23 protein-coding genes are annotated in these 23,920 nt (G+C 68.3%); 8 read left to right on the top strand and 15 right to left on the bottom strand.

Annotation, left to right across the window (positions count from 1 at the left end; genetic code table 11):
- Nucleotides 1–103 precede the first annotated feature (103 nt).
- On the bottom strand, nucleotides 104–1,414 hold the full coding sequence (locus PM1_RS31025; RefSeq protein ID WP_009614216.1) for an MFS transporter: 1,311 nt from the start codon (nucleotides 1,412–1,414) through the stop codon (nucleotides 104–106).
- A gap of 263 nt (nucleotides 1,415–1,677) precedes the next feature.
- On the opposite strand from PM1_RS31025, the gene PM1_RS31020 reads away from it, so the two are divergent.
- Nucleotides 1,678–2,082 carry an acyl-CoA thioesterase gene (locus PM1_RS31020; RefSeq protein ID WP_009614218.1) on the top strand — a complete coding sequence of 135 codons (405 nt, stop codon included), beginning with the start codon at nucleotides 1,678–1,680 and terminating at the stop codon, nucleotides 2,080–2,082.
- 204 nt (nucleotides 2,083–2,286) lie between these two features.
- On the opposite strand, the gene betA is transcribed toward PM1_RS31020, so the two are convergent.
- From betA to betI, 3 genes are all read right to left on the bottom strand, one after another.
- A complete protein-coding gene (gene betA / locus PM1_RS31015) occupies nucleotides 2,287–3,972 on the bottom strand; it encodes a choline dehydrogenase (protein ID WP_009614220.1) in 1,686 nt (561 codons plus the stop codon).
- Nucleotides 3,973–4,089: 117 nt separating this feature from the next.
- Nucleotides 4,090–5,562, bottom strand: a complete 1,473-nt coding sequence (gene betB / locus PM1_RS31010; protein WP_009614222.1) for a betaine-aldehyde dehydrogenase — start codon at nucleotides 5,560–5,562, stop codon at nucleotides 4,090–4,092.
- Nucleotides 5,563–5,608: 46 nt separating this feature from the next.
- A complete protein-coding gene (betI, locus tag PM1_RS31005; protein WP_009614224.1) occupies nucleotides 5,609–6,202 on the bottom strand; it encodes a transcriptional regulator BetI in 594 nt (197 codons plus the stop codon).
- Between the two features lie 436 nt (nucleotides 6,203–6,638).
- On the opposite strand from betI, the gene PM1_RS31000 reads away from it, so the two are divergent.
- Together PM1_RS31000 and PM1_RS30995 are read left to right on the top strand one after the other, a co-directional pair.
- The gene (locus PM1_RS31000) at nucleotides 6,639–7,199 is read left to right on the top strand and encodes an HdeD family acid-resistance protein (protein ID WP_024128866.1); all 561 of its coding nucleotides are present in this window, start codon (nucleotides 6,639–6,641) and stop codon (nucleotides 7,197–7,199) included.
- The gene (locus PM1_RS30995; protein WP_009614228.1) at nucleotides 7,192–7,371 is read left to right on the top strand and encodes a hypothetical protein; all 180 of its coding nucleotides are present in this window, start codon (nucleotides 7,192–7,194) and stop codon (nucleotides 7,369–7,371) included. Before PM1_RS31000 ends, PM1_RS30995 begins: the two co-directional genes overlap by 8 nt.
- A gap of 65 nt (nucleotides 7,372–7,436) precedes the next feature.
- Here the strand turns inward: PM1_RS30995 and pdxR are convergent, their stop codons facing one another.
- On the bottom strand, nucleotides 7,437–8,903 hold the full coding sequence (gene pdxR / locus PM1_RS30990; RefSeq protein WP_009614230.1) for a MocR-like pyridoxine biosynthesis transcription factor PdxR: 1,467 nt from the start codon (nucleotides 8,901–8,903) through the stop codon (nucleotides 7,437–7,439).
- Nucleotides 8,904–9,008: 105 nt separating this feature from the next.
- Here pdxR and PM1_RS30985 point away from each other — a divergent pair, with 105 nt between their 5' ends.
- From PM1_RS30985 to PM1_RS30975, 3 genes are all read left to right on the top strand, one after another.
- The gene (locus PM1_RS30985) at nucleotides 9,009–9,458 is read left to right on the top strand and encodes a GNAT family N-acetyltransferase (protein WP_009614232.1); all 450 of its coding nucleotides are present in this window, start codon (nucleotides 9,009–9,011) and stop codon (nucleotides 9,456–9,458) included.
- Between the two features lie 13 nt (nucleotides 9,459–9,471).
- The gene (locus PM1_RS30980) at nucleotides 9,472–10,155 is read left to right on the top strand and encodes a GNAT family N-acetyltransferase (protein WP_009614234.1); all 684 of its coding nucleotides are present in this window, start codon (nucleotides 9,472–9,474) and stop codon (nucleotides 10,153–10,155) included.
- 82 nt (nucleotides 10,156–10,237) lie between these two features.
- Nucleotides 10,238–11,149, top strand: a complete 912-nt coding sequence (locus tag PM1_RS30975) for a D-hexose-6-phosphate mutarotase (RefSeq protein WP_009614236.1) — start codon at nucleotides 10,238–10,240, stop codon at nucleotides 11,147–11,149.
- 383 nt (nucleotides 11,150–11,532) lie between these two features.
- On the opposite strand, the gene PM1_RS30970 is transcribed toward PM1_RS30975, so the two are convergent.
- The 4 genes from PM1_RS30970 to purE all read right to left on the bottom strand — a co-directional run bounded on the left by PM1_RS30970 (nucleotide 11,533) and on the right by purE (nucleotide 14,176).
- Nucleotides 11,533–12,075 (bottom strand): DUF3299 domain-containing protein, encoded by a 543-nt coding sequence (locus PM1_RS30970; protein ID WP_009614238.1) that lies wholly within the window; start codon nucleotides 12,073–12,075, stop codon nucleotides 11,533–11,535.
- Nucleotides 12,076–12,231: 156 nt separating this feature from the next.
- Complete coding sequence (locus tag PM1_RS30965) at nucleotides 12,232–12,477, bottom strand: GlsB/YeaQ/YmgE family stress response membrane protein (protein WP_009614240.1); 246 nt, start codon at nucleotides 12,475–12,477, stop codon at nucleotides 12,232–12,234.
- A gap of 113 nt (nucleotides 12,478–12,590) precedes the next feature.
- Nucleotides 12,591–13,676 (bottom strand): 5-(carboxyamino)imidazole ribonucleotide synthase, encoded by a 1,086-nt coding sequence (locus PM1_RS30960; protein WP_009614242.1) that lies wholly within the window; start codon nucleotides 13,674–13,676, stop codon nucleotides 12,591–12,593.
- Nucleotides 13,677–13,684: 8 nt separating this feature from the next.
- Nucleotides 13,685–14,176 carry a 5-(carboxyamino)imidazole ribonucleotide mutase gene (gene purE, locus PM1_RS30955; protein WP_009614245.1) on the bottom strand — a complete coding sequence of 164 codons (492 nt, stop codon included), beginning with the start codon at nucleotides 14,174–14,176 and terminating at the stop codon, nucleotides 13,685–13,687.
- Between the two features lie 309 nt (nucleotides 14,177–14,485).
- On the opposite strand from purE, the gene adhP reads away from it, so the two are divergent.
- On the top strand, nucleotides 14,486–15,520 hold the full coding sequence (adhP, locus tag PM1_RS30950; protein ID WP_009614247.1) for an alcohol dehydrogenase AdhP: 1,035 nt from the start codon (nucleotides 14,486–14,488) through the stop codon (nucleotides 15,518–15,520).
- Nucleotides 15,521–15,659: 139 nt separating this feature from the next.
- Here adhP and PM1_RS30945 read toward each other — a convergent pair whose 3' ends face one another.
- The gene (locus PM1_RS30945) at nucleotides 15,660–16,574 is read right to left on the bottom strand and encodes a LysR substrate-binding domain-containing protein (RefSeq protein WP_009614249.1); all 915 of its coding nucleotides are present in this window, start codon (nucleotides 16,572–16,574) and stop codon (nucleotides 15,660–15,662) included.
- Between the two features lie 222 nt (nucleotides 16,575–16,796).
- On the opposite strand from PM1_RS30945, the gene PM1_RS30940 reads away from it, so the two are divergent.
- Entirely contained in the window at nucleotides 16,797–18,221 is a 1,425-nt protein-coding gene (locus tag PM1_RS30940; RefSeq protein WP_009614250.1) for an aspartate ammonia-lyase, read from the top strand.
- 482 nt (nucleotides 18,222–18,703) lie between these two features.
- On the opposite strand, the gene PM1_RS30935 is transcribed toward PM1_RS30940, so the two are convergent.
- The 5 genes from PM1_RS30935 to dgcB all read right to left on the bottom strand — a co-directional run bounded on the left by PM1_RS30935 (nucleotide 18,704) and on the right by dgcB (nucleotide 23,833).
- Complete coding sequence (locus PM1_RS30935; RefSeq protein ID WP_009614251.1) at nucleotides 18,704–19,003, bottom strand: cell division protein ZapA; 300 nt, start codon at nucleotides 19,001–19,003, stop codon at nucleotides 18,704–18,706.
- Nucleotides 19,000–19,230, bottom strand: a complete 231-nt coding sequence (locus PM1_RS30930; RefSeq protein WP_009614252.1) for a hypothetical protein — start codon at nucleotides 19,228–19,230, stop codon at nucleotides 19,000–19,002. Before PM1_RS30930 ends, PM1_RS30935 begins: the two co-directional genes overlap by 4 nt.
- A gap of 261 nt (nucleotides 19,231–19,491) precedes the next feature.
- Complete coding sequence (gene etfB, locus PM1_RS30925) at nucleotides 19,492–20,265, bottom strand: electron transfer flavoprotein subunit beta (RefSeq protein ID WP_009614253.1); 774 nt, start codon at nucleotides 20,263–20,265, stop codon at nucleotides 19,492–19,494.
- Nucleotides 20,266–20,343: 78 nt separating this feature from the next.
- On the bottom strand, nucleotides 20,344–21,576 hold the full coding sequence (etfA, locus tag PM1_RS30920) for an electron transfer flavoprotein subunit alpha (protein WP_009614254.1): 1,233 nt from the start codon (nucleotides 21,574–21,576) through the stop codon (nucleotides 20,344–20,346).
- 289 nt (nucleotides 21,577–21,865) lie between these two features.
- Nucleotides 21,866–23,833, bottom strand: coding sequence for a dimethylglycine demethylation protein DgcB (gene dgcB, locus PM1_RS30915; RefSeq protein WP_009614262.1), 1,968 nt, complete (start codon nucleotides 23,831–23,833; stop codon nucleotides 21,866–21,868).
- Nucleotides 23,834–23,920 lie beyond the last annotated feature (87 nt).

Raw genomic sequence — 23,920 nt, 5'->3', positions numbered from 1 at the left:
AGCTCTTTCAGCGCTTCGTCGCTGGGAGTGGTGCGCATTATAGGGAGTTAAAAACCCCCGTCAACGACTTTTTGAAACTTTCCCGAAAAAGCTGTCCGAACGATCAATTTGCAACCAGAGCGGCCTCGCCAGCCAGGCGCTCCTGGCGCAGCAGGAAGCAGCCGGTAAGGAAGCCGACCAGGCACAGCGCGGCCACGTAGTAGGCCGGGCCCATGGGGTCTTCCTTCATCAGCAGTGCCACGACCATCGGCGTGAGGCCGCCGAAGATGGCGTAGGACAGGTTGTAGGAGAAGGACAGGCCGCTGAAGCGCACCACCGGCGGGAAGGCCTTGACCATGACGTAGGGCACGGCGCCGACAATGCCGACGCACAGGCCGGCCAGCGCATATAAAGGGAAGAGCCAGTCCGGGTGGGTCTTCAGGCTGCTGTAGAAGAACCATGAGGTCGCGCCCAGCAGCAGGCTGCCAGCGATGAAGGTACGCCCGCCACCGATGCGGTCGACGATGCGCCCGGCGAGGATGCAGCCCGCGGTAAGGAAGATGATCGCCAGACTGTTGGCCTTGAGCGCGGTGGCCGCCGGGACGCCGTAGACCGACTGCAGCACGGAGGGCGTCATGAGGATGACCACGACTATGGCCGCCGACAGCAGCCAGGTGAGCAGCATGGAGATGGCCACCGCCGGACGGTGCTCGCGCACCACCACGCCCAGGGGCACCTCGTCGGCCAGTTGCTTGCGTTGCTGCAGCTCGGCGAACACCGGGGTCTCGTGCAGCCAGCGGCGCAGGTAGACGGAGAACAGGCCGAAGATGCCGCCGAGCAGGAAGGGGATGCGCCAGGCGTAGGCCAGCACTTCGTCGGCGCTGTAGAAGCTGTTGATCGCCGTGGCCATCAGCGAGCCGATGAGGATGCCGGCGGTCAACCCCGCGGTCAGGGTGCCGCAGGCGAAGCCGACGTTGCGCGCCGGCACGTGTTCGGAAACGAACACCCAGGCCCCGGGCACCTCGCCGCCGATGGCCGCGCCCTGCACCACGCGCAGCAGCAGCAGGGCCAACGGCGCCCAGATGCCGATCTGCTCGTAGGTGGGTAGCACGCCCATGAGCAGCGTGGGCACCGACATCAGGAAGATGCTCAGGGTGAACATCTTCTTGCGCCCGAGCAGGTCGCCGAAGTGCGCCATGACGATGCCGCCCAGCGGCCGCGCCAGGTAGCCGGCGGCGAACAGGCCGAAGGTCTGCAACTGGCGCAGCCACTCGGGCATGTCGGCGGGGAAGAACAGCTTGCCGACCACGGTGGCGAAGAACACGAAGATGATGAAGTCGTAGAACTCCAGGGCACCGCCCAGGGCGGAAAGGGACAGGGTCTTGTAGTCGCTGCGGGTCAGCGGACGGGCAGCGGTGGTATTCGCAGAAGGCATCGCAAGGCTTCTCGGCAGGTTGGCGGCGCTGACAGGGAACGCCGAAGGCGAACCATGGCAAATGGGAGCGCGTCAGCGCAACATTGTCATCAGGCATTCTGCGGTCGCTGCCGCAGGCCGGCCTCTATATAATGCCGATGCGACATGCGCGGGGTCGGTCAGAAAGCTGTCCCAAGTTTCTGTAGGAAACCACTTTTACAGGACTCTTGGGAGAGCTTTTCCTTTCCTTGAATCGAGACCGTCGGGGCACGAGGCCCTTACCTATGATCGAGCTTGAACAAGAAGACCCCATTCCGCAGGGCGACCTGGCGCTGCAGATCACCGCGTTGCCGCGCGAGACCAATGGTTTCGGCGATATCTTCGGTGGCTGGCTGGTGTCGCAGATGGACCTCGCCGGCACCGCCATGGCCAGCCGCATCGCCGGCGGCCGCGTGGCCACGGTGGCGATCGACCGCATGGCCTTCCTGGTGCCGGTGGCGGTGGGCGCGCAGCTGTCCTTCTATACCCAGACGCTGGAGGTCGGGCGCAGCTCGATCCGCATGCTGGTGGAAGTGTGGAGCGACGATCCGCTGTCCAGCGAGTGGCGCAAGGTCACCGAGGCGGTGTTCGTGTTCGTGGCCATCGATGGCAGCGGGCGGACGCGGCCGGTGCCGCCGCGGCGGGGGTGAGGGTTATCCTCGTTCGGAGTGGTGAATAGTTCCGTTCCATCCTGATATCGCCTTTCCCTCTCCCCAACCCTCTCCCTGAAGGGAGAGGGGGTCAGTCCGTGCCAGACCAGAGGCCGGATTCAGCCGGTTACTTCCCTATCGCTCCCACCTATATAAAGAAAAAGGCGCCAACTCGTGGCGCCCTTCCCTATTCCCGCTTAGGACTCAAGCCCGCATCGGCTTGCCCCGCACCGGCGCGCCGTTGGCCTTGTAGTAGTCCGCGGTGCTGCGCGGCAGCGGCTGGCGGCCACGGATGCGGTCGGCGATCTTCTCGGCGATCATGATGGTGGTGGCGTTGAGGTTGCCGGTGATGATCAGCGGCATGATCGACGCATCCACCACGCGCAGCCCTTCCATGCCGTGCACGCGGCCCTGGCCATCGACCACCGCCATGTCGTCCTCGCCCATCTTGCACGAGCAGGAGGGGTGGAAGGCGGTTTCCGCGTGCTCGCGGACGAAGGCGTCCAGTTCGGCGTCGCTCTTCTTGTCCAGCCCCGGGCTCAGTTCGCGGCCGCGGTAGGCGTCCAGCGCCGGCTGCGCCATGATCTCGCGGGTGATGCGGATGGCGTCGCGGAACTCCTGCCAGTCCTGCTCGCTGGACATGTAGTTGAAGAGGATGCTCGGGTGCTTGCGCGGATCCCGCGAGGTCAGCTGTATGCGCCCGCGGCTGGGCGAGCGCATGGAGCCGACGTGGGCCTGGAAGCCGTGCTCCTTCACCGCGTTGCTGCCGTTGTAATTGATCGCCACCGGCAGGAAGTGGTACTGGATGTTCGGCCATTCGAACTCCTCGCGGGTGCGGATGAAACCGCCGGCCTCGAACTGGTTGCTGGCGCCCAGGCCGGTACCGAGGAACATCCACTGCGCGCCGATCTGCGGCTGGTTCCACCACTGCAATGCCGGGTACAGCGAGACCGGCTCCTTGCAGGCGTACTGCAGGTACATCTCCAGGTGGTCCTGGAGGTTCTGGCCGACGCCCGGCAGGTCGTGCACCACTTCGATGCCCAGGTCGCGCAGCACGGCCGCCGGGCCGACGCCGGAGCGTTGCAGCAGCTGCGGCGAAGCGATGGCGCCGGAGCACACCAGCACTTCGCGGCGCGCGCGCGCCTCTTTCGGCGCATTGCCGTCGCCCAGCAGGTAGCTGACGCCGATGGCGCGCTTGCCGCTGAACAGGATGCGGTCGCTCAGGGCGTGGGTGACGATGGTCAGGTTGGCGCGCTCGCGGGCCTGGTCCAGGTAGCCGCGGGCGGTGCTGGCACGGCGGCCCTGGGGGGTCACGGTGCGGTCCATCGGGCCGAAGCCTTCCTGCTGGTAGCCGTTGAGGTCTTCGGTCCGCGGGTAGCCGGCCTGCACGCCGGCCTCGACCATGGCGTGGAACAGCGGGTTGTTGCCGGCCTTGGGCGTTGTCACGCTGACCGGGCCGTCGCCGCCGTGGTAGTCGTTGGGGCCGATGTCGCGGGTTTCCGCCTTGCGGAAGTACGGCAGGCAGTCGAGGTAGGTCCAGTCCTCCAGGCCCTTCTCTTTCGCCCAGCCGTCGAAGTCCATGGCGTTGCCGCGGATGTAGCACATGCCGTTGATCAGCGAGGAGCCGCCCAGGCCCTTGCCGCGCCCGCACTCCATGCGGCGGTTGTTCATGTGCGGCTCGGGGTCGGTGAGGTACGCCCAGTTGTAGCGGCGGCCCTGCAGCGGGTAGGCCAGCGCGGCGGGCATCTGGGTGCGGAAGTCGGCGCGGTAGTCCGGGCCGCCGGCTTCGAGCAGCAGCACGCTGACGTCCGCGTCCTCGGTCAGGCGGGTGGCGAGGACGTTACCGGCGGAACCGGCGCCGATGATGATGTAGTCGTATTCCTGGGTCATGCAGGCCTACCTCTTTTTCTGGGCACGACACCGCCCGCGACGCATGGCGCGCCGGTGTCTGAAGGTCGGAAGGCCGGTCGTCGTGGCGACCGGCCGCTCAGGGCTCGATCGCGGTGGTCAGAACACCGAGGCGTAGTCGCCCAGCTCTACCTGCACGGATTTGATCCGAGTGTAATGAGCCAGGGTGGTCAGGCCGTTCTCGCGACCGACGCCGGATTGCTTGTAGCCGCCCACCGGCATTTCCGCCGGCGACTCGCCCCAGGTGTTGATCCAGCAGATGCCCGCTTCCAGGCGGTGGATCACCCGGTGGGCGCGGGCCAGGTCCTGGGTGACGACGCCGGCGGCCAGGCCGTACTCGGTGTCGTTGGCGCGGCGGATGACTTCTTCTTCGCTGTCGTAGACGAGGATGCTCATCACCGGGCCGAAGATTTCCTCGCGGACGATGGTCATGTCGTCACGGCAGTCGGTGAACACGGTGGGCGCGACGTAGGCGCCCTTGCCGAACTCGCCCTCGGTGACGCGCTCGCCGCCGCACAGCAGGCGGGCCTTCTGTTCCTTGCCGGCCTGGATGTAGCCGAGCACGCTCTCCATGTGCGGGAAGCTGACCAGCGGGCCGAAGTTGGTGTTCTCGTCCTGGGGGCTGCCCAGGCGGATGCGCTTGACGCGCTCCAGCACCTTCTCCTCGAAGCGCGCCTGCAGGCTGCGCGGGACGAACACGCGGGTGCCGTTGGTGCAGACCTGGCCGGAGCTGAAGAAGTTGGCCATGACGGCGATGTCGGCGGCGCGGTCGAGGTTGGCGTCGTCGAAGATGATCAGCGGCGACTTGCCGCCCAGCTCCATGGTGACTTCCTTGAGCGAGGAGCTGGAGGCGCTGGCCATCACCTTCTTGCCGGTGGAGGTGCCGCCGGTGAAGGAGATCTTCTCGATCTGCGGGTGCTCGGTCAGCCACTGGCCGACCTCGCGGCCGCTGCCGGTGAGCACGTTGAACACGCCGTCGGGCAGGCCGGCCTCGGTGTAGATTTCGGCCAGCTTGAGCACGCTCAGCGGGGTGACTTCGCTGGGCTTGAAGATCATCGCATTGCCCGCGGCCAGGGCCGGGGCGGATTTCCACAGGGCGATCTGGATCGGGTAGTTCCAGGCGCCGATGCCGGCGACCACGCCCAGCGGCTCGCGGCGGGTGTAGACGAAGCTGCTCTCGCGCAGCGGGATCTGCTCGCCTTCGATGGCCGGGACCAGGCCGGCGTAGTATTCGAGCACGTCGGCGCCGGTAACGATGTCGACGTTGCGCGTCTCGGCCAGCGGCTTGCCGGTGTCCAGGGTTTCCAGCTCGGCCAGCTCGTCGTTGCGCTGGCGGAGGATGTCCACGGCACGGCGCAGGATGCGCGAGCGCTGCATGGCGGTCATCGCCGCCCACACCTTCTGGCCTTCGACGGCGCTGGCGACGGCGCGCTCGACGTCTTCCTTCGAAGCCCGCTGCACCAGGGCGAGGACCTCCCCGTTGGCCGGGTTGACGGTCTCGAAGGTGGCGCCACTGCTGGCCTCCACGTAGCGGCCGCCAATGTAGAGCTTCTGAACGTCGAATCGAGCCATGGGTCGGTTGTCCTCTCTTATGGTCCGTGCACGAAGGCCGCGCCCGCTATCCGGTGCGCTTGGCCAGTTGTTGGTCGAGATAGTCGTAGGCGATAGCCAGCGCCTGCTCGGTGTCGAAGGCATCGCCCGACAGCGCGCCGCGCAGCCACAGGCCGTCGATCAGCGCAGCCAGGCCGCGGGCGGCGCGGCGCGCCTGTTCCAGCGGCAGCTCGCGGCGGAACTGGCAGCACAGGTTGGAATACAGCCTGTGGTCATTGATCCGCTGCAGCCGGCGCAGGGACGGCTGGTGCATGCTGCTGGCCCAGAACGCCAGCCAGGTCTTCATGGCCGGGCCGTTGACCTGGCTGTTGTCGAAGTTGCCGGCGACGATCGCCCGCAGGTGGGCGCGCGGATCGTCGGTTCGCAGGCTAGCGCGCCGCTCGCGCACGGCCTTGCTCAAAGCCGACATCAGATGCCGCATCGTCGCCTCCAGGAGGCCGTTCTTGTCCTGGAAGTAGTGGCTGATGATGCCGTTGGAGACCCCCGCCAGGCGGGCGATCAGGGCGATGCTGGCGTCGCTCATGCCGACCTGGTCCACGGCCTCGAGGGTGGCGTGGATCAGTTGCGAACGGCGAATCGGCTGCATACCGACCTTGGGCATATTGATATCTCTCCTCACGCGGGACATGGCTGTGCCGTCCGGCGTCATTGTGGGCCAGTCTATTTTGTTTTTATTGAACGTTCAATCAACTAAGAATAAGCTGCGCTCCGTGAACCCTCCCGAGCCCCTGCGTGCAAGCGGGCCCGAGCCGTTCATCACCGCGATGCGTTCCAGGGGGCAAGGATCGCAGAATCCTGCCCGGAAGTGTCGCGGCGGCAATGCTGTGTTCGGCCTGCACAAGACCATGCGCGCCGACCACGAGCGCCTGCACGGCCCGCGCCCGGCTGATCCAAGGCTCCCCGGTGGCGTCCCGCACGACGCCACCCGCCTGCCCATGGCAGGCCCTTTCGCCCGGCCCTGCGCCGGGCTTTCTTTTAGCTCCGGCCCTATGGCGCGGGGCTGCTATGGTTTCTGGCGAACCCCGCTGGAGAAAACCATGAACGATCATCCCCTGTGGCAAGCCCTGGGCCGGCACTGGAAATGGATCGCCCTGCGCGGCGTGGCCGCGGTGCTGTTCGGCGTGCTGGCCATCGCCTGGCCGGGCATCGCCCTCACCGTGCTGGTCATCGTCTGGGGCGCCTATGCCTTCGTCGACGGTGTGTTCACCCTGATCGCCGCGGCCAGCATGCGCGAGTCGCAACGGCCGATCTGGCCGCTGTGGCTGGTCGGCGCGCTGGGCGTGCTGGCCGGCCTGGTGGCGTTCTTCTGGCCGGCGCTGACGGCGCTGGGCCTGCTGATGCTGATCGCCGGCTGGGCGCTGGCCACCGGCGTGCTGCAGATCATCGCCGCCTTCCGCCTGCGCAGGAGCCTGGCCAACGAATGGTGGCTGGGGCTGTCGGGCGCGCTGTCGGTGCTGTTCGGCGTGCTGATGATCGCCAACCCCGGCGCCGGCGCGGTGGCGGTGGTCTGGGTGATCGGCGCCTACGCGCTGTTCTTCGGCGTGCTGCTGATCCTGCTCGCGCTGCGCCTGCGCAAGACCTCGACCTTCGATGCCTGAAGCGCGCGACTGGTGCCTGTGGCGCCTGGACGACAACGGCAACCGCTTCGTCGTGCGCCGCGGCCTGAACCGCGAAGAGGCCGAGGCCCTGGCTCTTGAGTACCAGGGCCGCGGGCACAAGCAGACCTACTGGGCCGAGCGCGAGGAAAAGCCCCCGCATGGCGCGACGTAGGATGGGTGGAGCGCAGCGATACCCATCGCCATGCCCGCATGGGTTTCGCCAAGGCTCAACCCATCCTACGAAAGCGGAAGGTGCCAGGCCTTGCGCAGGGTCTTCAGGGCTTCGGCTATGCGTGCCTCGGGCACGGCGGCGAAGCCCATGACCAGGCCGGCGCGCTCGTCTTCAGGCTCCGTCGACTCGGGCAGCCAGTAGTCGCTCAGCGCGTTGACCTCCACCCCCGCCTGCAACGCACGCTCCACCAGCCAACGCTCGCGCTCGCGGCTTTCCACCCGCACGCACAGGTGCAGCCCCGCCTCCACCGGCGGCATGGGCGCGCAGCCGGGCACCTCCGGCCAGCCGCGCAGCAGGGCGTCGCGCCGCGCCCGGGCGGCCCGGCGCATCCGTCGCACGTGGCGCTGGAAGTGGCCTTCGGCGATGAAGTCGGCCATCACCCGCTGGGTGCCGACTTCCGAGTGCCGCACGTCGAGGGCGCGGCGCCGGGCGAAGGCCTCGGCCAGGGCCGGCGGCACCACCAGGTAGCCCAGGCGCAGCGCGGGGAAGGCGATCTTGCAGAAGGTGCCGACGTAGAGCACGCGCTGCTGGCGGTCGAGCGCCGCCAGCGGCATCAGCGGGGTGCCGGCGTAGCGGTATTCGCCGTCGTAGTCGTCCTCGACTATCCAGCCACCGCTGCGCTCGGCCCATTCCAGCAGGGCCAGGCGCCGCGCCAGCGACAGGGTGACGCCGGTGGGGTACTGGTGCGAAGGGGTGAGGTAGACCAGCCGACAGTCCGGCAGCTCGCGCAACTGCTCGGTGCGCAGGCCCTCCCCGTCCACCGCCACCCCGTGCAGGTGCGCGCCGGCAGTGGCGAAGGCATGGCCGGCGGCGCGATAGCCGGGGTTCTCGATGGCCACGTGGTCGCCCTCGGCGAGCAGCACCTGGGCGCACAGGGCGATGGCCTGCTGCGCGCCGCTGGTGACTATTATCTGCCCCGCCTCGCAATGCAGGCCGCGCGCGCTGCGCAGGTAGGCGGCGATCAGCTCGCGCAGGCGCCATTCGCCGGCGGCGTCGCCGTAGCCCAGGCAGTCCGCCGGCGGCTCGCGCCAGAAACGCGCCTGCAACCGCGCCCAGGTCTCGAAGGGAAACAGATCGAAGGCCGGCACGCCGACGCGGAAGGCCCGCGGCGCGCCTTGCGGCGGCCTGGGCAGGTGGTGCCGTTGCAGGCGTTCCAGCGCCGCCACCTCGGGCACCTTGCCGGGTTGCGGGGTGGGCGCGCTGCGCGGCTGCACCCGTTCGGCGACGTAGGTGCCATCGCCGGTGCGGCCTTCGATGTAGCCCTCGGCGTAGAGCTGCTCGTAGGCGCGCACCACGGTATTGCGCGACACGCCCAGGGCGGCGGCCAGGTCACGGCTGGCCGGCAGCCGCGAGCGCGCGGCGAGGCGGCCGTCGAGGATGCGTTCGCGCAGCGCCTGGAACAGCTGCTGGCCCAGCCCCCTGGCAGGGTCCAGGCGGATGCCGGACGGGTCGAAAGGCAGCGGGGCGTTCATGGCGGGCTCCGGAAATGGCTCCTCGAATTGGACCATGAATGGCTCTTTAGCGGAACCAATTCCCGCTCTAGTCTGGCACCAGACCCCAAGGACAAAGGCCACCCCATGACCGCACCGCTCGAAATCCGCCTCGTCGGCGCCGACGACCACGCCGCCTGGCTGCCGCTCTGGCAGGGCTACCAGCGCTTCTACAAGACCGTGATCGACGACGCCACCAGCGCCGTCACCTGGCAGCGCTTCCTCGACCCCGCCGAGCCCATGCACGCCGCCCTCGCCTGGCGCGACGGCGAGGCCATCGGCATGGTCCACTACATCTTCCACCGCTCCTGCTGGACCCAGGGCGACTACGTCTACCTGCAGGACCTCTACGTCCACGAAGGCCTGCGCGGCGGCGGCGTCGGCCGCGAGCTGATCGAGCACGTCTACGCCGCGGCCCGCGCAGCCGGCGCCTCTCGGGTGCACTGGCTGACCCACGAGAGCAACACCGACGCCATGCACCTGTACGACCGGATCGCCGACCGCTCCGGCTTCGTGCAGTACCGCAAGATTCTCTGACCGGAGCGCGACCATGACCGACACCCAACCCGCCCTGCACTGGCAACCGGTGCCCGCCCCGGCCCGGGAAACCCTGAACGGCCGCTACCTCGACCTGGAGCCGCTGGACGCCGCGCGCCACGGCGACGACCTGTGGGAAGCCCTGCAAGGCCCGGAATCCGACCCCGTGCTGTGGGACTACCTGCCCTACGGCCCCTTCCCCGAGCGCGCCGCCTTCGATGCCTGGATCGCCGGCAACGCCGCCAGCGCCGACCCGCAGTTCTACGCCGTGCGCGAGCGCAGCAGCGGCCGCATCACCGGCCTGCTGAGCTTCCTGCGCATCACGCCCAAGGACGGCGTGATCGAGATCGGCCACATCGCCTTCGGCCGCGTCATGCAGCGCAGCCCTGCCTCCACCGAGGCGGTGTACCTGCTGGCCCGGCGCGCCTTCGAGCTGGGCTACCGGCGCCTGGAGTGGAAGTGCAACGCGCTGAACGCCCGTTCCATGCGCGCCGCCGAGCGCCTGGGCTTCACCTACGAGGGCACCTTCCGCCAGCACATGGTGATCAAGGACCGCAACCGCGACAGCGCCTGGTTCTCCATCCTCGACAGCGAGTGGCCGACGCGCCAGGCGGCCTTCGAAGCCTGGCTCGACGCGGCCAACTTCGACGCCCAGGGGCGCCAGAAGCACAGCCTGGAAAGCCTGCGCCAGGGCTGAAAAAAGCCTTTTCGGGGAACTGCCCGGCCGCCGGGGGATCGGTGATACTGAATCCTTTCCCCTTGCTGTGCCGGAGGCCTCCATGAGCAGCCCATACATCACCCCCCGCGTCGAACAGACCACCATCGACGAGCTGCCCTGCTGGCGCATCCACACCGAATTCGGCGAAGCGCTGATCGCCCAGCAGGGCGCCCAGTTGCTCAGCTACCAGCCCCACGAGCAGCCGCCGCTGGTGTGGCTCAGCGAGCAGGCCGGGTACAAGCGCGGCCAGTCCCTGCGCGGCGGCGTGCCGGTGTGCTGGCCGTGGTTCGGCGAGCTGGCGCGCAACCCGGTGCAGGTGCGCACCGAATACGCAGGCGACCAGCCGCCGGCCCACGGCCTGGTGCGCGGCATCGACTGGCAACTGGACGACATCGCCGACGAACAGGGCGCGCTGTCCGTACACTGGAAGCTCGACGCCCGGCAGGGCCTGCCGGGCTGGACCCACTCCGCCGAACTGAGCCTGGTGATGCGCTTCGGCGAACGCCTGGGCCTGGAACTGACCACCCGCAACCTCGGCGACAAGCCGCTGGCCCTGAGCCAGGCGCTGCACACCTACTTCGCCGTCAGCGACGTTCGCCAGGTAAGCGTCGATGGCCTGCAGGGCTGCCGCTACATCGAGACGCTGGAGAACTGGGAGGAACGCCGCCAGGACGGCGTGGTGCGCATCCAGGGCGAGACCGACCGCATCTACCTGGACGTCGACCGGCCCCTGGTGATCCGCGATCCGCAGTGGCAGCGCGGCATCCACATCCAGGCCGGGCACTCGCGCTCGGCGGTACTGTGGAACCCCTGGGTGGACAAGGCGCAACGCCTGTCGCAGTTCGCCGACGATGCCTGGCAAAGGATGTTGTGCATCGAGACGGCAAGGGTGTGGGACGACGTGCTGAGCGTGGCGCCGGGGCGGAGCGAGACGATGAGCGTGGAGATCTGGAGCGAAGCGCTGGAGGGTTAGGGCTGCGCTTTTCGTAGGATGGGTTGAGCTTGCGAAACCCATGCGGTCATGGCGATGGGTATCGCTTCGCTCAACACCATCCTACGGGGCCTTGTGCTTGCCCAAGTGAATGGGGTCTGTCGGCCAGGTTCGGTGCTGGGCCTGAAGAGCGCCCTCTCCCTAACCCTCTCCCTGAAGGGAGAGGGGACCGTTCGGTGTGCTCGGGTGTTTCGGCGTTAGCCGGCTACTCCGCGCCATCAGGATGAAACCACACCTCCCCTCGGCACGGACAAGCCCCCTCTCCCTTCAGGGCGGGGCGCGCAGCCGAGGGCTGGGGAGAGGGAGCGGAGTCAACCCAACACACCAGCGCATCCGGGAAACACCGTTCGCGAGCAAGCTCGCTCCTACAGATCACTATCCTGCACAGCCCGCACCTTGGCTTCGTCCATCGCGTAGGCCGCATCCGCCATCTCGTTGCTGACCTTCTCCACCTTCAGCTTGCCGGTCACCCATAGCGGGCTGTAGATGTCGTCGATCTTCATGCCCTTGGGGTAGCGCACCAGCACGATCTGGTTCGGCGGCGGCGGCGGTACGTGGATGCAGGCGCCCGGGTAGGGCACCAGGAAGAACTCGGTGACACGGCCCTTGGCGTCGTTCTCCAGGGGCACCGGATAGCCGCCGAGGCGGATCTGCTTGCCGTCCAGCGCGGCGACCGTCTTGGTCGAGAACATCACCTGCGGCAGCTTGCCCTTCTGCTTCAGGCCGCCCTGCTTCTGGGTGAAGGTGCCGGCGGCTTCCGGGCTGTTGTGGTCGATCTCGGGCATTTCCTCCAGCGCCTTGCGGTCGCTGGGCGGCATCAGTTGCAGCCAGTCGGTTTCCGGGATGTCGGCGGCATGGGCCAGGCCGGTGAGCAGCACGAGGCTGCAGGCGAGCAGGGTACGGCGCATGAATGGGCTCTCGGGCGCCGGCAGCGGGCGCCCACGCAACGGGAAGACGGCGGATGACCTTCACCGCCCGCCCGGGCCGGGCGAGCGGGAATCGGCGCACATTCTTGGGGATCGCCGGGCAAATGACCAGCGCGAAGCGCTACCCGGCGTGGAGCCTCAGTTCTTCTTCACGAAGGCGTAGATGACCAGCAGGATCACCGCGCCGACCACCGCGCCGATGAACCCGGCGGCCTGCCCGGCCTGGTAGATGCCCAGGGCCTGGCCGCCGTAGGTGGCCAGCAGCGAGCCGCCGATGCCCAGCAGAATGGTCATGATCCAGCCCATGCTGTCGTCCCCCGGCTTCAGGAAACGGGCGATGAGGCCGACGATCAGGCCGATGACGATGGTTCCGATTAAACCCATGGCTTTCCCTCCTGTGGATGGACGCGCCAACCGGCGCGCCCCTTGTCAGACAGTGTAGGAAAGCCTGGCGTTCCGTGCGGCCGCCCGCCATGAGAAGCGGGCGGCCAGGCGCGTCAGCCCTTGCCGATAAGGGCTTCGACTTCGCCGATGCGCGCTTTCAGGGTAGCCAGGTCCTTGCTGCGCAGGGTGGCGTGGCCGACCTTGCGCCCGGCCTTGAAGGCCTTGCCGTAGTGGTGCAGGTGGCAGTCGGCGATGGCCAGCACCTTTTCCACCGGCGGCACTTCGCCGATGAAGTTGAGCATGGCGCTCTCGCCCACCTTGGCGGTGGAGCCCAGCGGCAGGCCGGCCACGGCGCGCAGGTGGTTCTCGAATTGGCTGCACTCGGAGCCTTCGATGGTCCAGTGTCCGGAGTTGTGCACGCGCGGGGCGATCTCGTTGGCCTTCAGGCCGCCGTCCACCTCGAAGAACTCGAAGGCCAGCACGCCGACGTAGTCCAGCTTGTCCAGCACGCGGCCGACGTAGTCCTCGGCCAGAGCCTGCAGCGGGTGCTCGCTGCTGGCCACGGACAGGCGCAGGATGCCGTTCTCGTGGGTGTTGTGCACCAGCGGGTAGAAGCGCGTCTCGCCGTCGCGGGCGCGCACCGCCACCAGCGAGACTTCGCCGGTGAAGGGCACGAAGCCTTCGAGGATGCAGGGCACGCTGCCCAGCTCGGCGAAGGCGCCGGCCACGTCCTCGGGCTTGCGCAGGACCTTCTGGCCCTTGCCGTCGTAGCCCAGGGTCCGCGTCTTGAGCACCGCCGGCAGGCCGATGCCGGCCGCGGCGGCGTCGAGGTCGGCCTGGGACTGGATGTCGGCGAAGGCCGGGGTGGGAATGCCCAGGTCCTTGAACATCGACTTCTCGAACCAGCGGTCGCGGGCGATGCGCAGCGCGGAGGCCGAGGGGTAGACCGGGACGAACTGCGAGAGGAAGGCCACGGTCTCGGCCGGCACGCTCTCGAACTCGAAGGTCACCAGGTCCACTTCGTCGGCCAGCTGGCGCAGGTGGTCCTGATCGCTGTAGTCCGCGCGGATGTGCTCGCCCAGGGCCTGGGCGCAGGCGTCCGGCGCCGGGTCGAGGAAGGCGAAATCCATGCCCAGCGGGGTGCCCGCCAGGGACAGCATGCGGCCCAGCTGGCCGCCACCGATGACACCGATCTTCATGGTTCTGCTCAGGCCTCGCGGGGGTCGGGGTTGTCCAGCACCGAGGTGGTCTGCTCGGTGCGGAAGCGCTTGAGCGCGTCGTGGTACTGCGGGTGCTTGCCGCCGAGGATGCTCGCCGCCAGCAGCGCGGCGTTGATGGCGCCGGCCTTGCCGATGGCCAGGGTGGCGACCGGCACGCCGCCGGGCATCTGCACGATGGACAGCAGCGAATCGACGCCCGAGAGCATGGACGACTGCACCGGCACGCCGAGCACCGGCAGGTGCGTCTTGGCCGCGCACATGCCCGGCAGGTGGGCGGCGCCGCCGGCGCCGGCGATGATCACTTCGATGCCGCGGCCTTCGGCCTCTTCGGCGTACTGGAACAGCAGGTCCGGGGTGCGGTGGGCGGAAACCACCTTCACTTCATGGGGGATGCCCAGCTTGTCCAGCATGTCCGCGGTGTGACTAAGGGTGCTCCAGTCGGACTTGGAGCCCATGATCACGCCAACCAGTACGCTCATCGTCGTGCCTCTTGGTGGTGCGCGTGCCGCGCGTCAAAAACCAACAAGCCACGCATTCCGGTCCCGGGCGTGGCTTGTACATGGACGAACCGACGAGCGGGGCCGGTTCGGAGGCGGCGCAGTATACCGCAAGGCCGCGCCGTTCGTGGAGTCCGTGCGCGGGCCGTTGGGCGGGTGCTGCCAAGGGATGAGGCGCGCGGTTCTTGCTCCAGCTCAATATCGCCTAGGCTCAAGGGCTCAGACTGATGCAACCCGCGGCGCAGACCGGTTTTCGCCCGCCCCCGTTCGTTTGCACAAGGAGAGCTTGCCATGTCCTCGACCCTGCCCCAGACCATGAAAGCGGCAGTGGTGCACGCCTTCGGCGCGCCGCTGCGCCTGGAAGAAGTGAAGGTGCCGCTGCCCGGCCCCGGCCAGATCCTGGTGAAGATCGAGGCCTCCGGCGTCTGCCACACCGACCTGCACGCCGCCGAGGGCGACTGGCCGGTGAAGCCGAGCCTGCCGTTCATTCCCGGCCACGAGGGCGTCGGCTACGTCGCCGCGGTGGGCGCCGGGGTGACCCGGGTGAAGGAAGGCGACCGCGTCGGCGTGCCCTGGCTGTACACCGCCTGCGGCTGCTGCGAGCACTGCCTGACCGGCTGGGAAACCCTCTGCACGCAGCAGCAGAACACCGGCTACTCGGTGAACGGCGGCTACGCCGAATACGTGCTGGCCGACCCGAACTTCGTCGGCCACCTGCCCAAGGGCATTGGCTTCACCGAAATCGCCCCGATCCTCTGCGCGGGCGTCACCGTGTACAAGGGCCTGAAGGAAACCAAGGCACGCCCCGGCCAGTGGGTGGCCATCTCCGGCATCGGCGGCCTGGGCCACGTCGCGGTGCAGTACGCCAAGGCCATGGGCCTGCACGTCGTGGCGGTGGACGTGGACGACGCCAAGCTGGAGCTGGCGCGCAAGCTCGGCGCCAGCCTGACCATCAACGCGAAGAAGGAAAACCCGGTGGAAGTGGTCCAGCGCGACATCGGCGGCGCCCACGGCGTGCTGGTGACGGCGGTGTCCAACAGCGCCTTCGGCCAGGGCATCGGCATGGCCCGCCGCGGCGGCACCATCTCCCTGGTCGGCCTGCCGCCGGGCGACTTCCCCACGCCGATCTTCGACGTGGTGCTCAAGGGCCTGCACATCACCGGCTCCATCGTCGGCACCCGCGCGGACCTGCAGGAGGCGCTGGACTTCGCTGGCGAGGGGTTGGTGAAGGCGACGGTGAGCGCCGGGAAGCTGGAGGATATCAACGGAATTTTCGACAAGATGCGGGCGGGGGAGATCGAGGGGCGGATTGTGGTCGAGATGTAGGCCACACGCCTTGTAGGATGGCGTTGAGCGCAGCGATACCCATCATCGCCGGTCGATGGGTATCGCAAGCTCAACCCATCCTGCGTCTTCAGGGCAAGCTCCGTTCGCGAGCAAGCTCGCTCCTGCACCAAGCCCCGCCTCAGGCGGTTTCCCCGAGCCCCAGGCCGCCCTCCAGCTTGCGCCACAGCAAACGGATCTGCGCCTTGCGCACCAGGGCGCAGCGGTACAGGCGGATTTCCTGCGGCACCACCCAGTGCGGGCCGCCGCACACCGCCAGCTCGCCGCGGGCCAGCTCCGCCTCCATGCTCAGGCGCGGCACCCAGGCCACGCCCATGCCCTGCAGCGCCATGCTCTTCAGGCTGTCGGCCATGGCCGTCTCGTAGACCGTGGTGTAGCGCAGGTTGCGCTGGCGCAGCAGCAGGTTGACGCCGCGGCCGAGGAAGGCGCCGGCGCTGTAGGCCAGCAGCGGCACGCTCTGGCCGCTGTCGAGGTCGTACAGCGGCAGGCCGGCGGAGTTCACCGCGCATACCGGGAGCATCTCGGTGCGGCCCAGGTGCAGCGAGGGGAACACTTCCGGGTCCATCTGCAGCGCCGCGTCCGGGTCGTAGAAGGCCAGCATCAGGTCGCAGCCGCCCTCGCGCAGCAGGTGCACGGCCTCGCCGACGTTAGTCGCCACCAGGCGGCTGGCGATGTTCAGGCCCTCGGCGCGCAGCCGGGCGATCCACGCCGGGAAGAAGCCCAGGGCCAGGGAGTGCGCGGCGGCGAACTGCAGCACCTCGCCCTGCCCGCCTTCCAGGTGGTGCAGGTGGCGCACCACCTGGCCGAGCTGCTCGACCACCGCGCGCGCGGTGACCAGGAACAGCTGCCCGGCCTCGGTCAGCTCGATGGGCGTGCGCTGGCGGTTCACCAGGGTCAGCCCGAGGGCGTCCTCCAGGCTGCGGATGCGCCGGCTGAAGGCCGGCTGGGTGACGAAGCGCTTTTCCGCGGCCTGGGAGAAGCTGCGGGTGGTGGCCAGGGTGCTGAAGTCCTCAAGCCATTTGGTTTCCAGGTTCACGTCGTCTCCTCCCGGCGCGGCGGGATGGTCTTGATCGATCGGTCAGTGGATGAACGGGCGCGCGTAGCATGGCCATACGCTCGCCGTCATCAGGTCGTCACAGAATACATTATGCCGTTTGTGCATGAGACAGCTTCCAACAGCATTGGCCGACGATCGGCGAAATCCCTAGTCTAGTGGGCATCGCGGCGCTGGCCGTGTTCTCCTGAGAAAAATCTCATCATGTCCCCTGTTGCATCGTTCCGCATCGAGAAAGACCTCCTCGGCACCCTCGAAGTACCTTCTGACGCCTACTACGGCATCCAGACCCTGCGCGCTGTGAACAACTTCCGCCTTTCCGGTGTGCCGCTGTCGCACTACCCGAAGCTGGTCGTCGCCCTGGCGATGGTCAAGCAGGCCGCGGCCGATGCGAACCACAAGCTGGGCCACCTGCCCGGCGAGAAACACGCCGCCATCAGCGAAGCCTGCGCTCGCCTGATCCGCGGTGACTTCCACGACCAGTTCGTGGTGGACATGATCCAGGGTGGCGCCGGTACCTCCACCAACATGAACGCCAACGAAGTGATCGCCAACATCGCCCTGGAAGCGATGGGCCACGCCAAGGGCGAGTACAAGTACCTGCACCCAAACAACGACGTGAACATGGCGCAGTCGACCAACGACGCCTACCCGACCGCCATCCGCCTGGGCCTGCTGCTGGGCCACGACACCCTGCTGGCCAGCCTCGACAGCCTGATCCAGGCCTTCGCCGCCAAGGGCGAGGAGTTCGCCAACGTCCTGAAGATGGGCCGCACCCAGCTGCAGGACGCGGTGCCCATGACCCTCGGCCAGGAATTCCACGCCTTCGCCACCACCCTGGGCGAAGACCTCGACCGCCTGCGCCGCCTGGCCCCGGAACTGCTGACCGAAGTGAACCTCGGCGGCACCGCCATCGGCACCGGCATCAACGCCGACCCCGGCTACCAGCACCTGGCCGTGGAACGCCTGGCCGCCATCAGCGGCCAGCCGCTGAAGCCGGCCGCCGACCTGATCGAGGCCACCTCGGACATGGGCGCCTTCGTGCTGTTCTCCGGCATGCTCAAGCGCACCGCGGTCAAGCTGTCGAAGATCTGCAACGACCTGCGCCTGCTCTCCAGCGGCCCGCGCACCGGCATCAACGAGATCAACCTGCCGCCGCGCCAGCCGGGCAGCTCGATCATGCCGGGCAAGGTCAACCCGGTGATCCCGGAGGCGGTGAACATGTGCGCCTTCGAGATCATGGGCAACGACCTGGCGCTGACCATCGCCGCCGAGGGCGGCCAGCTGCAGCTGAACGTGATGGAGCCGCTGATCGCCTACAAGATCTTCGACTCGATCCGCCTGCTGCAACGCGCCATGGACATGCTGCGCGAGCACTGCATCACCGGCATCACCGCCAACGTCGAACGCTGCCACCAGTTGGTGGAGCACAGCATCGGCCTGGTCACCGCGCTGAACCCGTACATCGGCTACGAGAACGCCACCCGCATCGCCAAGGTGGCGCTGGAAACCGGCCGCGGCGTGCTGGAGCTGGTGCGCGAGGAGAAGCTGCTGGACGAGGCCACCCTGGCCGACATCCTGCGCCCGGAAAACATGATCGCCCCGCGCCTGATCCCGCTGCGCGCCTGATCCACCGCCCGGCGCGAGCCGGGCACGACTCACCGGTCGAGGGGCAGTACCCGCCTCTCACCCTTCAGGGATGGGCTATCCCCCGTCCCTTCTTTTATGCCCGGCGCGACGGGCTTGCCCGCAGCGCCACGTCTCACCGGTCGAGAGGATATTCAGCCCTCTCTCCATTCATAGGGACGCCACGGATTGTGGTGTCCCTTTTTTTTTGCCTGGGGTTTGGGGGGTGGCTGCTACTTTTCGTAGGAGCGAGCTTGCTCGCGAACGGTGCTGGCCGGTGAGAAAGAGCGCCCTCTCCCTAACCCTCTCCCTGAAGGGAGAGGGGACTGTTCGGAGTGCTTGGATACTCCTGAGTCAGCCGGCGGCTCCGTGGGTTTCAGAGTGAAACCATATCTTCTCTCGGCACGGCCTGGCCCCCTCTCCCTTCAGGGAGAGGGCGGGGGGAGAGGGGCTCTATTCCCGAGCACCAAGGCCCAGGGCAAAGATCAATCCTGCGCCTGCAAATGCGCACGAATACGCCGATTGAGCGCCGCAAGACGCTCCACCGCACGTTCGTCACCCTCTTCAGCCTCCCCGCGCGGCGCCAGTTGGCGGGCGCACAGGTTCAAGGCACTGAGCAGCAACAGCTCGTTGCTGGTGACGTAGGGGAATTTCTGCTTGGCGGCGGCGATCTCCGCCTGCAACAGGGCGGCGGCCTCCTGCAGGGCGCGCTCCTCGCCGGCCGGCGCCTTGACGCTGTAGTCGCGGCCGAGGATGCGCAGGACGCGCACGCCGTCGTCGCTCATGCGCTGGCGCGGCTGTCGCTGACGCGGCGGACCAGGGCCTGCAGGCGCACGGCGGTGGCGTTGTGCTTCTCTTCCTGCTCCATCAGCTGCAGTTGCAGGGCGTCGTTGTCTTCGCTGGCCTTGCCGAGGCTGTCGCGCAGTTGGGCGTTGTCGTCGGCCAGTTGCTTGTTCTGCTGCAGCAGCTCAGCCACCAGTTGTTCGAGCTGTTCGATAGTGCTGTCGAGCATGGGAGTCTCCGAGGCCGTGGTAAAGGTCGCGGAGGATAAAGAAAAGTCGCCTGTGCGGCCAGGGAAATACACGCTTTCCTGACGGAAAGTATGCTGTCAATTCAATAGCTTAGACGCTGAATTTCGTGCCATTTCAGCAGGTTGATCGCGCGACGAACCTCCGTAGGATGGGTTGAGCGAAGCGATACCCATCAGACCATGGCGATGGGTATCGCAAGCTCAACCCATCCTACGAAGAGCGCATCGACGCGGTCGGCAAGTTCAGCGGATCACGCCTTCCTCGCGCAGCAGCTTGAAGATGGCTTCGGCGCCCGCCTCCGGGGACAGGTCCTTGAGCACCTGGCCGGTGCCGCCGGAGGCCTTGGCGGTAGCGGCCTTCATGCGTTCGGCGCCGGTCTTGGCCTTGATCACCTTGAGCCGCTTGGGCCGCGGGCGCGCCGGTTGCAGGCTGCCGGCGGCGAGCAGGTCGTCCTCGACGACCTCCACCTCGTGGGCCTCGATGAAGCCACGGCGGGCCGGGCCGAAGGCGCTCTGGCGCGCCACCGGGGCGGCGTTGTCGACGCTGGCGACGAAGGGCAGGCGCACCTTCAGCCGGCGCCGCTGGCCGCGCGGCAGGGCCTGCAGCACCTGGGCGCTGCCGCCCTCGACCTTCTCCACCTCGGCCAGGCCCACCACCAGCGGCCAGCCCAGGCGTTCGGCGAGCAGGAACGGCAGCATGCCGGAGCCTTCGCCGGTCTCGGCCTGGCTGCCGGTGAGCACCAGTTGCGCGCCGGCGCCGCCGAGGTAGTCGACCAGCGCCGGCAAGGCGTCGGCGCCGGCTGGTTGTTCCAGCACCGCCAGCTCGTCCAGGCCCATGCCCAGGTAGCTGCGCAGCGCCTCTTCCTGCGGGTTGCCGGCGTGCAGCACCTGCAGGCGCTTGCCGGCCAGGCGCAGGCCCAGTTCGACGGCGCGGGCATCCTGCTCGGCGCGGCGGGCGCGGCCGGAGGCCGGGTGGGCGCCGATGGAGACCAGGGTGACGATGTTCAGGTCGGTCATTGTTCGTACCTATGAATAAGGGCCAGCACCATGTTGCGCACTTGCCTGCGGCCTGCAGCCTGTCGCCTGCAGCCGCTCTCAAGCCGCATCGCGAGCCCCTCCCTGGCGGTACTCCTCGGCCAGGCGGATCAGCGCCTGCAGAATCGCCGTGGAATCGCCGATCACCGAAAGGTCGGCGCGTTTGATCATGTCGCAGCCGGGGTCCATGTTCACCGCCACCACCTTGTCGCAGGCGCCGATGCCTTGCAGGTGCTGGATGGCGCCGGAGATGCCGACGGCGAGGTAGACGCGTGCGGTGACCCAGGTGCCGGTGGCGCCGACCTGGCGGTTGCGCGGCATGTGGCCGTCGTCCACCGCCACCCGCGAGGCGCCTTCGGTGGCGCCCAGGGCCGCGGCGGCGCGGTGGAACAGCTCCCAGTCGCGCACGCCGTTGCCGCCGGAGAGGATGAATTCGGCCTCGGCCATGGGAATCTGCGCCGGGTCCACGGCCACCGGGCCGAGGTCCTCGATGCGCGGCAGGTTGCGCGCCACGCCGCCTTCCAGGGCGACCGGGCAGGCCTCGTGGCGCGTCTCGCTGACCGGCTCGGCGCACTCGGCGGCGGCCAGGATCAGGCGCGCCAGCGGCCGCTGCAGGTCCTGCTGGCCGGCGCCGGCGCGGCCGATGCAGCGCTCGCCTTCGGCCTGCCAGACGCGGGTGGCCGGGCGCTCGCCAAGGCTGGCGGCCAGGCGCCGGCCCAGTTCGCCGCCACCGGTGCGGCTGTCGGGCAGCAGCCAGTGGCGCGGCACGAACTGGCCGTCCACGGCGCGCAGTGCCAGCACCCGCTGTTCCGGGGCGTAGCCTTCGTATTCGTCGCCCTCGACCTGCAGCAGGCGGTCGACGCCGGCGGTGTCGAAGGCGCTTTCCTTATGTTCGCCGAAGACGATGGCCAGCACCGCGCCCGCGTCGCCGGCGAGCTTGCGGGCCAGGCCCAGCAGGTCGCGATCGTGGCTGGAGAGGCGGCCGCCGACCATGTCCGGCACCACGGCGATGTAGAACGCCGGTTGCTCGATGACCTGCAGCGGCAGCTGCACCACTTCCGGCGCACTGGAGCGCTTGCCGACTGTGCCCTGCTGGCCGCCGGAGCGGTCGATGCGCTTGACGCCGTTGGGACCGATGAAGCCAACGGCGTGGAGGTTCTTGCGGATCAGGCCGTTGGGGCCCATCCAGCGCACCTCGCCACCCTGGGCGGACTGCATGGCCGCGTGCAGCGGGTGCAGGCGGTTGCGGGCGATCCACTCGGCGCGTGGGTCGCGGCGGATGATGTCGCTCATGCTTGGACCTCCAGGGAGCCTGGGCTTTTCGTAGGAGCGAGCTTGCTCGCGAACGGGCTGGCATCGAGGCCCGGGCCGCCCTCTCCCCCCGCCCTGGCTGCGCGCCCCGCTCCGAAGGGAGAGGGAGCTACCCGAGCTTCCCTGTAAGTAATGGCGCAGCGGGCAACCCGGCTAAAGCCGATATTCGCCGTGGCAGAGACGGTCCCCTCTCCCTTCAGGGAGAGGGTTAGGGAGAGGGCCTGCGGACTCACCGCCGGCACACGGCCAAGGCCTGAAGTCGTCCGAATCATCAATGCACCCCCACCACTTCTTCCCGCTTAACCGCCGCCGGCTTTTTTGCCGGCGCCTCCGCGCTCTCGATCAGCACCTCCGCCACCAGCTCGGCGATGTCCCTGATCTCCGGCCGCGGCGCCACCACGCCTTCGAGCATCGCGGTGCACTGCGGGCAACCCACGGCCACCAGCTCGGCGCCGGTCTCCTTGATGTCGACCATGCGCATGTCCGGAATCCGCTGCTTGCCGGGGATGTCGGTGATCGGCGCGCCGCCGCCACCGCCGCAGCAGCGCGAGCGGAAGCCGGAGCGTTGCATCTCCTTCACCTCGATGCCGATGGCCTTGAGCACAGCGCGTGGTGCTTCGTACTCGCCGTTGTAGCGGCCCAGGTAGCAGGGGTCGTGGTAGGTCACGCTGTCGGCCTTGCTCTGGCCCAGCTGCAGCGCGCCGCTCTTCACCAGCTCGTCGATGAAGGTGCTGTGGTGCAGCACGTCGTAGCTGCCGCCCAGGGCGCCATATTCGTTCTTCAGCACATGGAAGCTGTGCGGGTCGCAGCTGACGATGCGCTTGAAGCGGTACTGCGCCAGGGTGGCGATATTGCGTTTGGCCAGGCTCTGGAAGGTCGCCTCGTCGCCCAGGCGGCGGGCCACGTCGCCGCTGTCGCGTTCTTCCAGGCCGAGCACGGCGAAGTCGACTTTCGCCGCCTTGAGGATCTTCACGAAGGCGCGCAGGGTGCGCTGGTTGCGCATGTCGAAGGCGCCGTCGCCGACCCAGAACAGCACGTCGGCCTGCTTCTGCTCGCTCATCAGCGGCAGGTTCAGGTCGGCCGCCCAGTTCAGCCGGCCACCGGGGGCGAAGCCGCCGGGGTTGTCGGTGGCGATCAGGTTCTCCAGCACCTCGGCGCCCTTGTTCGGGGTGGCGCCCTTTTCCAGGGTGAGGTGGCGGCGCATGTCGACGATGGCGTCGACGTGCTCGATCATCATCGGGCATTCCTCGACGCAGGCGCGGCAGGTGGTGCACGACCACAGCGTCTCGGCATCCACCAGGGCCTTGCCTTCCAGCGCGACTATGGGCAGGTGCGGGCCGCCGCTGTGTTCGCCGAGCGGCTTTCCGGGATAGGGCGAGCCGGCGAACTTGGCATCGTTGCCGCCGGCCAGGCCGATGACCATGTCCTGGATCAGCTTCTTCGGGTTCAGCGGCTGGCCGGCGGCGAAGGCCGGGCACATGGCCTCGCACTTGCCGCACTGCACGCAGGCGTCGAAGCCGAGCAACTGGTTCCAGGTGAAGTCGGTGGGTTTTTCCACGCCCAGCGGGGCCATGGGGTCGCTGAGGTCGAGGGCTTTCAGGCCGGTGGAGCGGCCGCCAGCGAAGCGCTCGGCGCGGCGGTGCCAGGCCAGGTGCAGGGCGCCGGCGAAGGCGTGCTTCATCGGCCCACCCCAGGTCATGCCGAAGAACAGCTCGGACACGCCCCAGGCCACGCCGATGGCGAGGATGGCCGCCAGGAGCCAGCCACCGAAACCTTCAGGAAGAATCCCGGCCACGGGCAGCGTGGCGATGAAGAAGCTCGCCGAGAACATCAACAGGCTCTTCGGCAGGCGCATCCACGGGCCCTTCGACAGCCGCGACGGCGGGTCGAGGCGGCGCTTGGCGACGAACAGCGCGCCGCCGAACATCAGCGCCGTGGCCGCCAGCAGGGCGAAGCCGAGGATCCGGCTGTGCAGGCCGAAGCCGTGCACGACGATGGCCAGCAGCGCCGCCAGGACGAAGCCGCCGGCGGTGGCCACGTGGGTCCTGGACATGTACTTGTCGCGCTCGACCACATGGTGCAGGTCCACCAGGTAGCGCCGCGGCATGGCCAGCAGGCCGCCGAGCCAGTCGACCGGCGCGGGCCGCCCGCGGCGCCACATGGCGAAGCGCTTCACGGCGCCCAGCACGGCGAGGGCCAGGGCGGCGAAGAGCAGGAGGGGAAGAATGATATTCAGCATTGCAGCTCACCCGGTTGGGGGAGCCGGAAGCTGGAAGCTGGAAGCTGGAAGCGGTTCGGGCCGCCCTTCGCTTCCAGCTTCAAGCCT

Source organism: Pseudomonas sp. M1 (genome assembly GCF_022760135.1).
Taxonomy (GTDB): domain Bacteria; phylum Pseudomonadota; class Gammaproteobacteria; order Pseudomonadales; family Pseudomonadaceae; genus Pseudomonas; species Pseudomonas citronellolis.
This window is presented reverse-complemented; position numbering and strand designations above follow the sequence as displayed.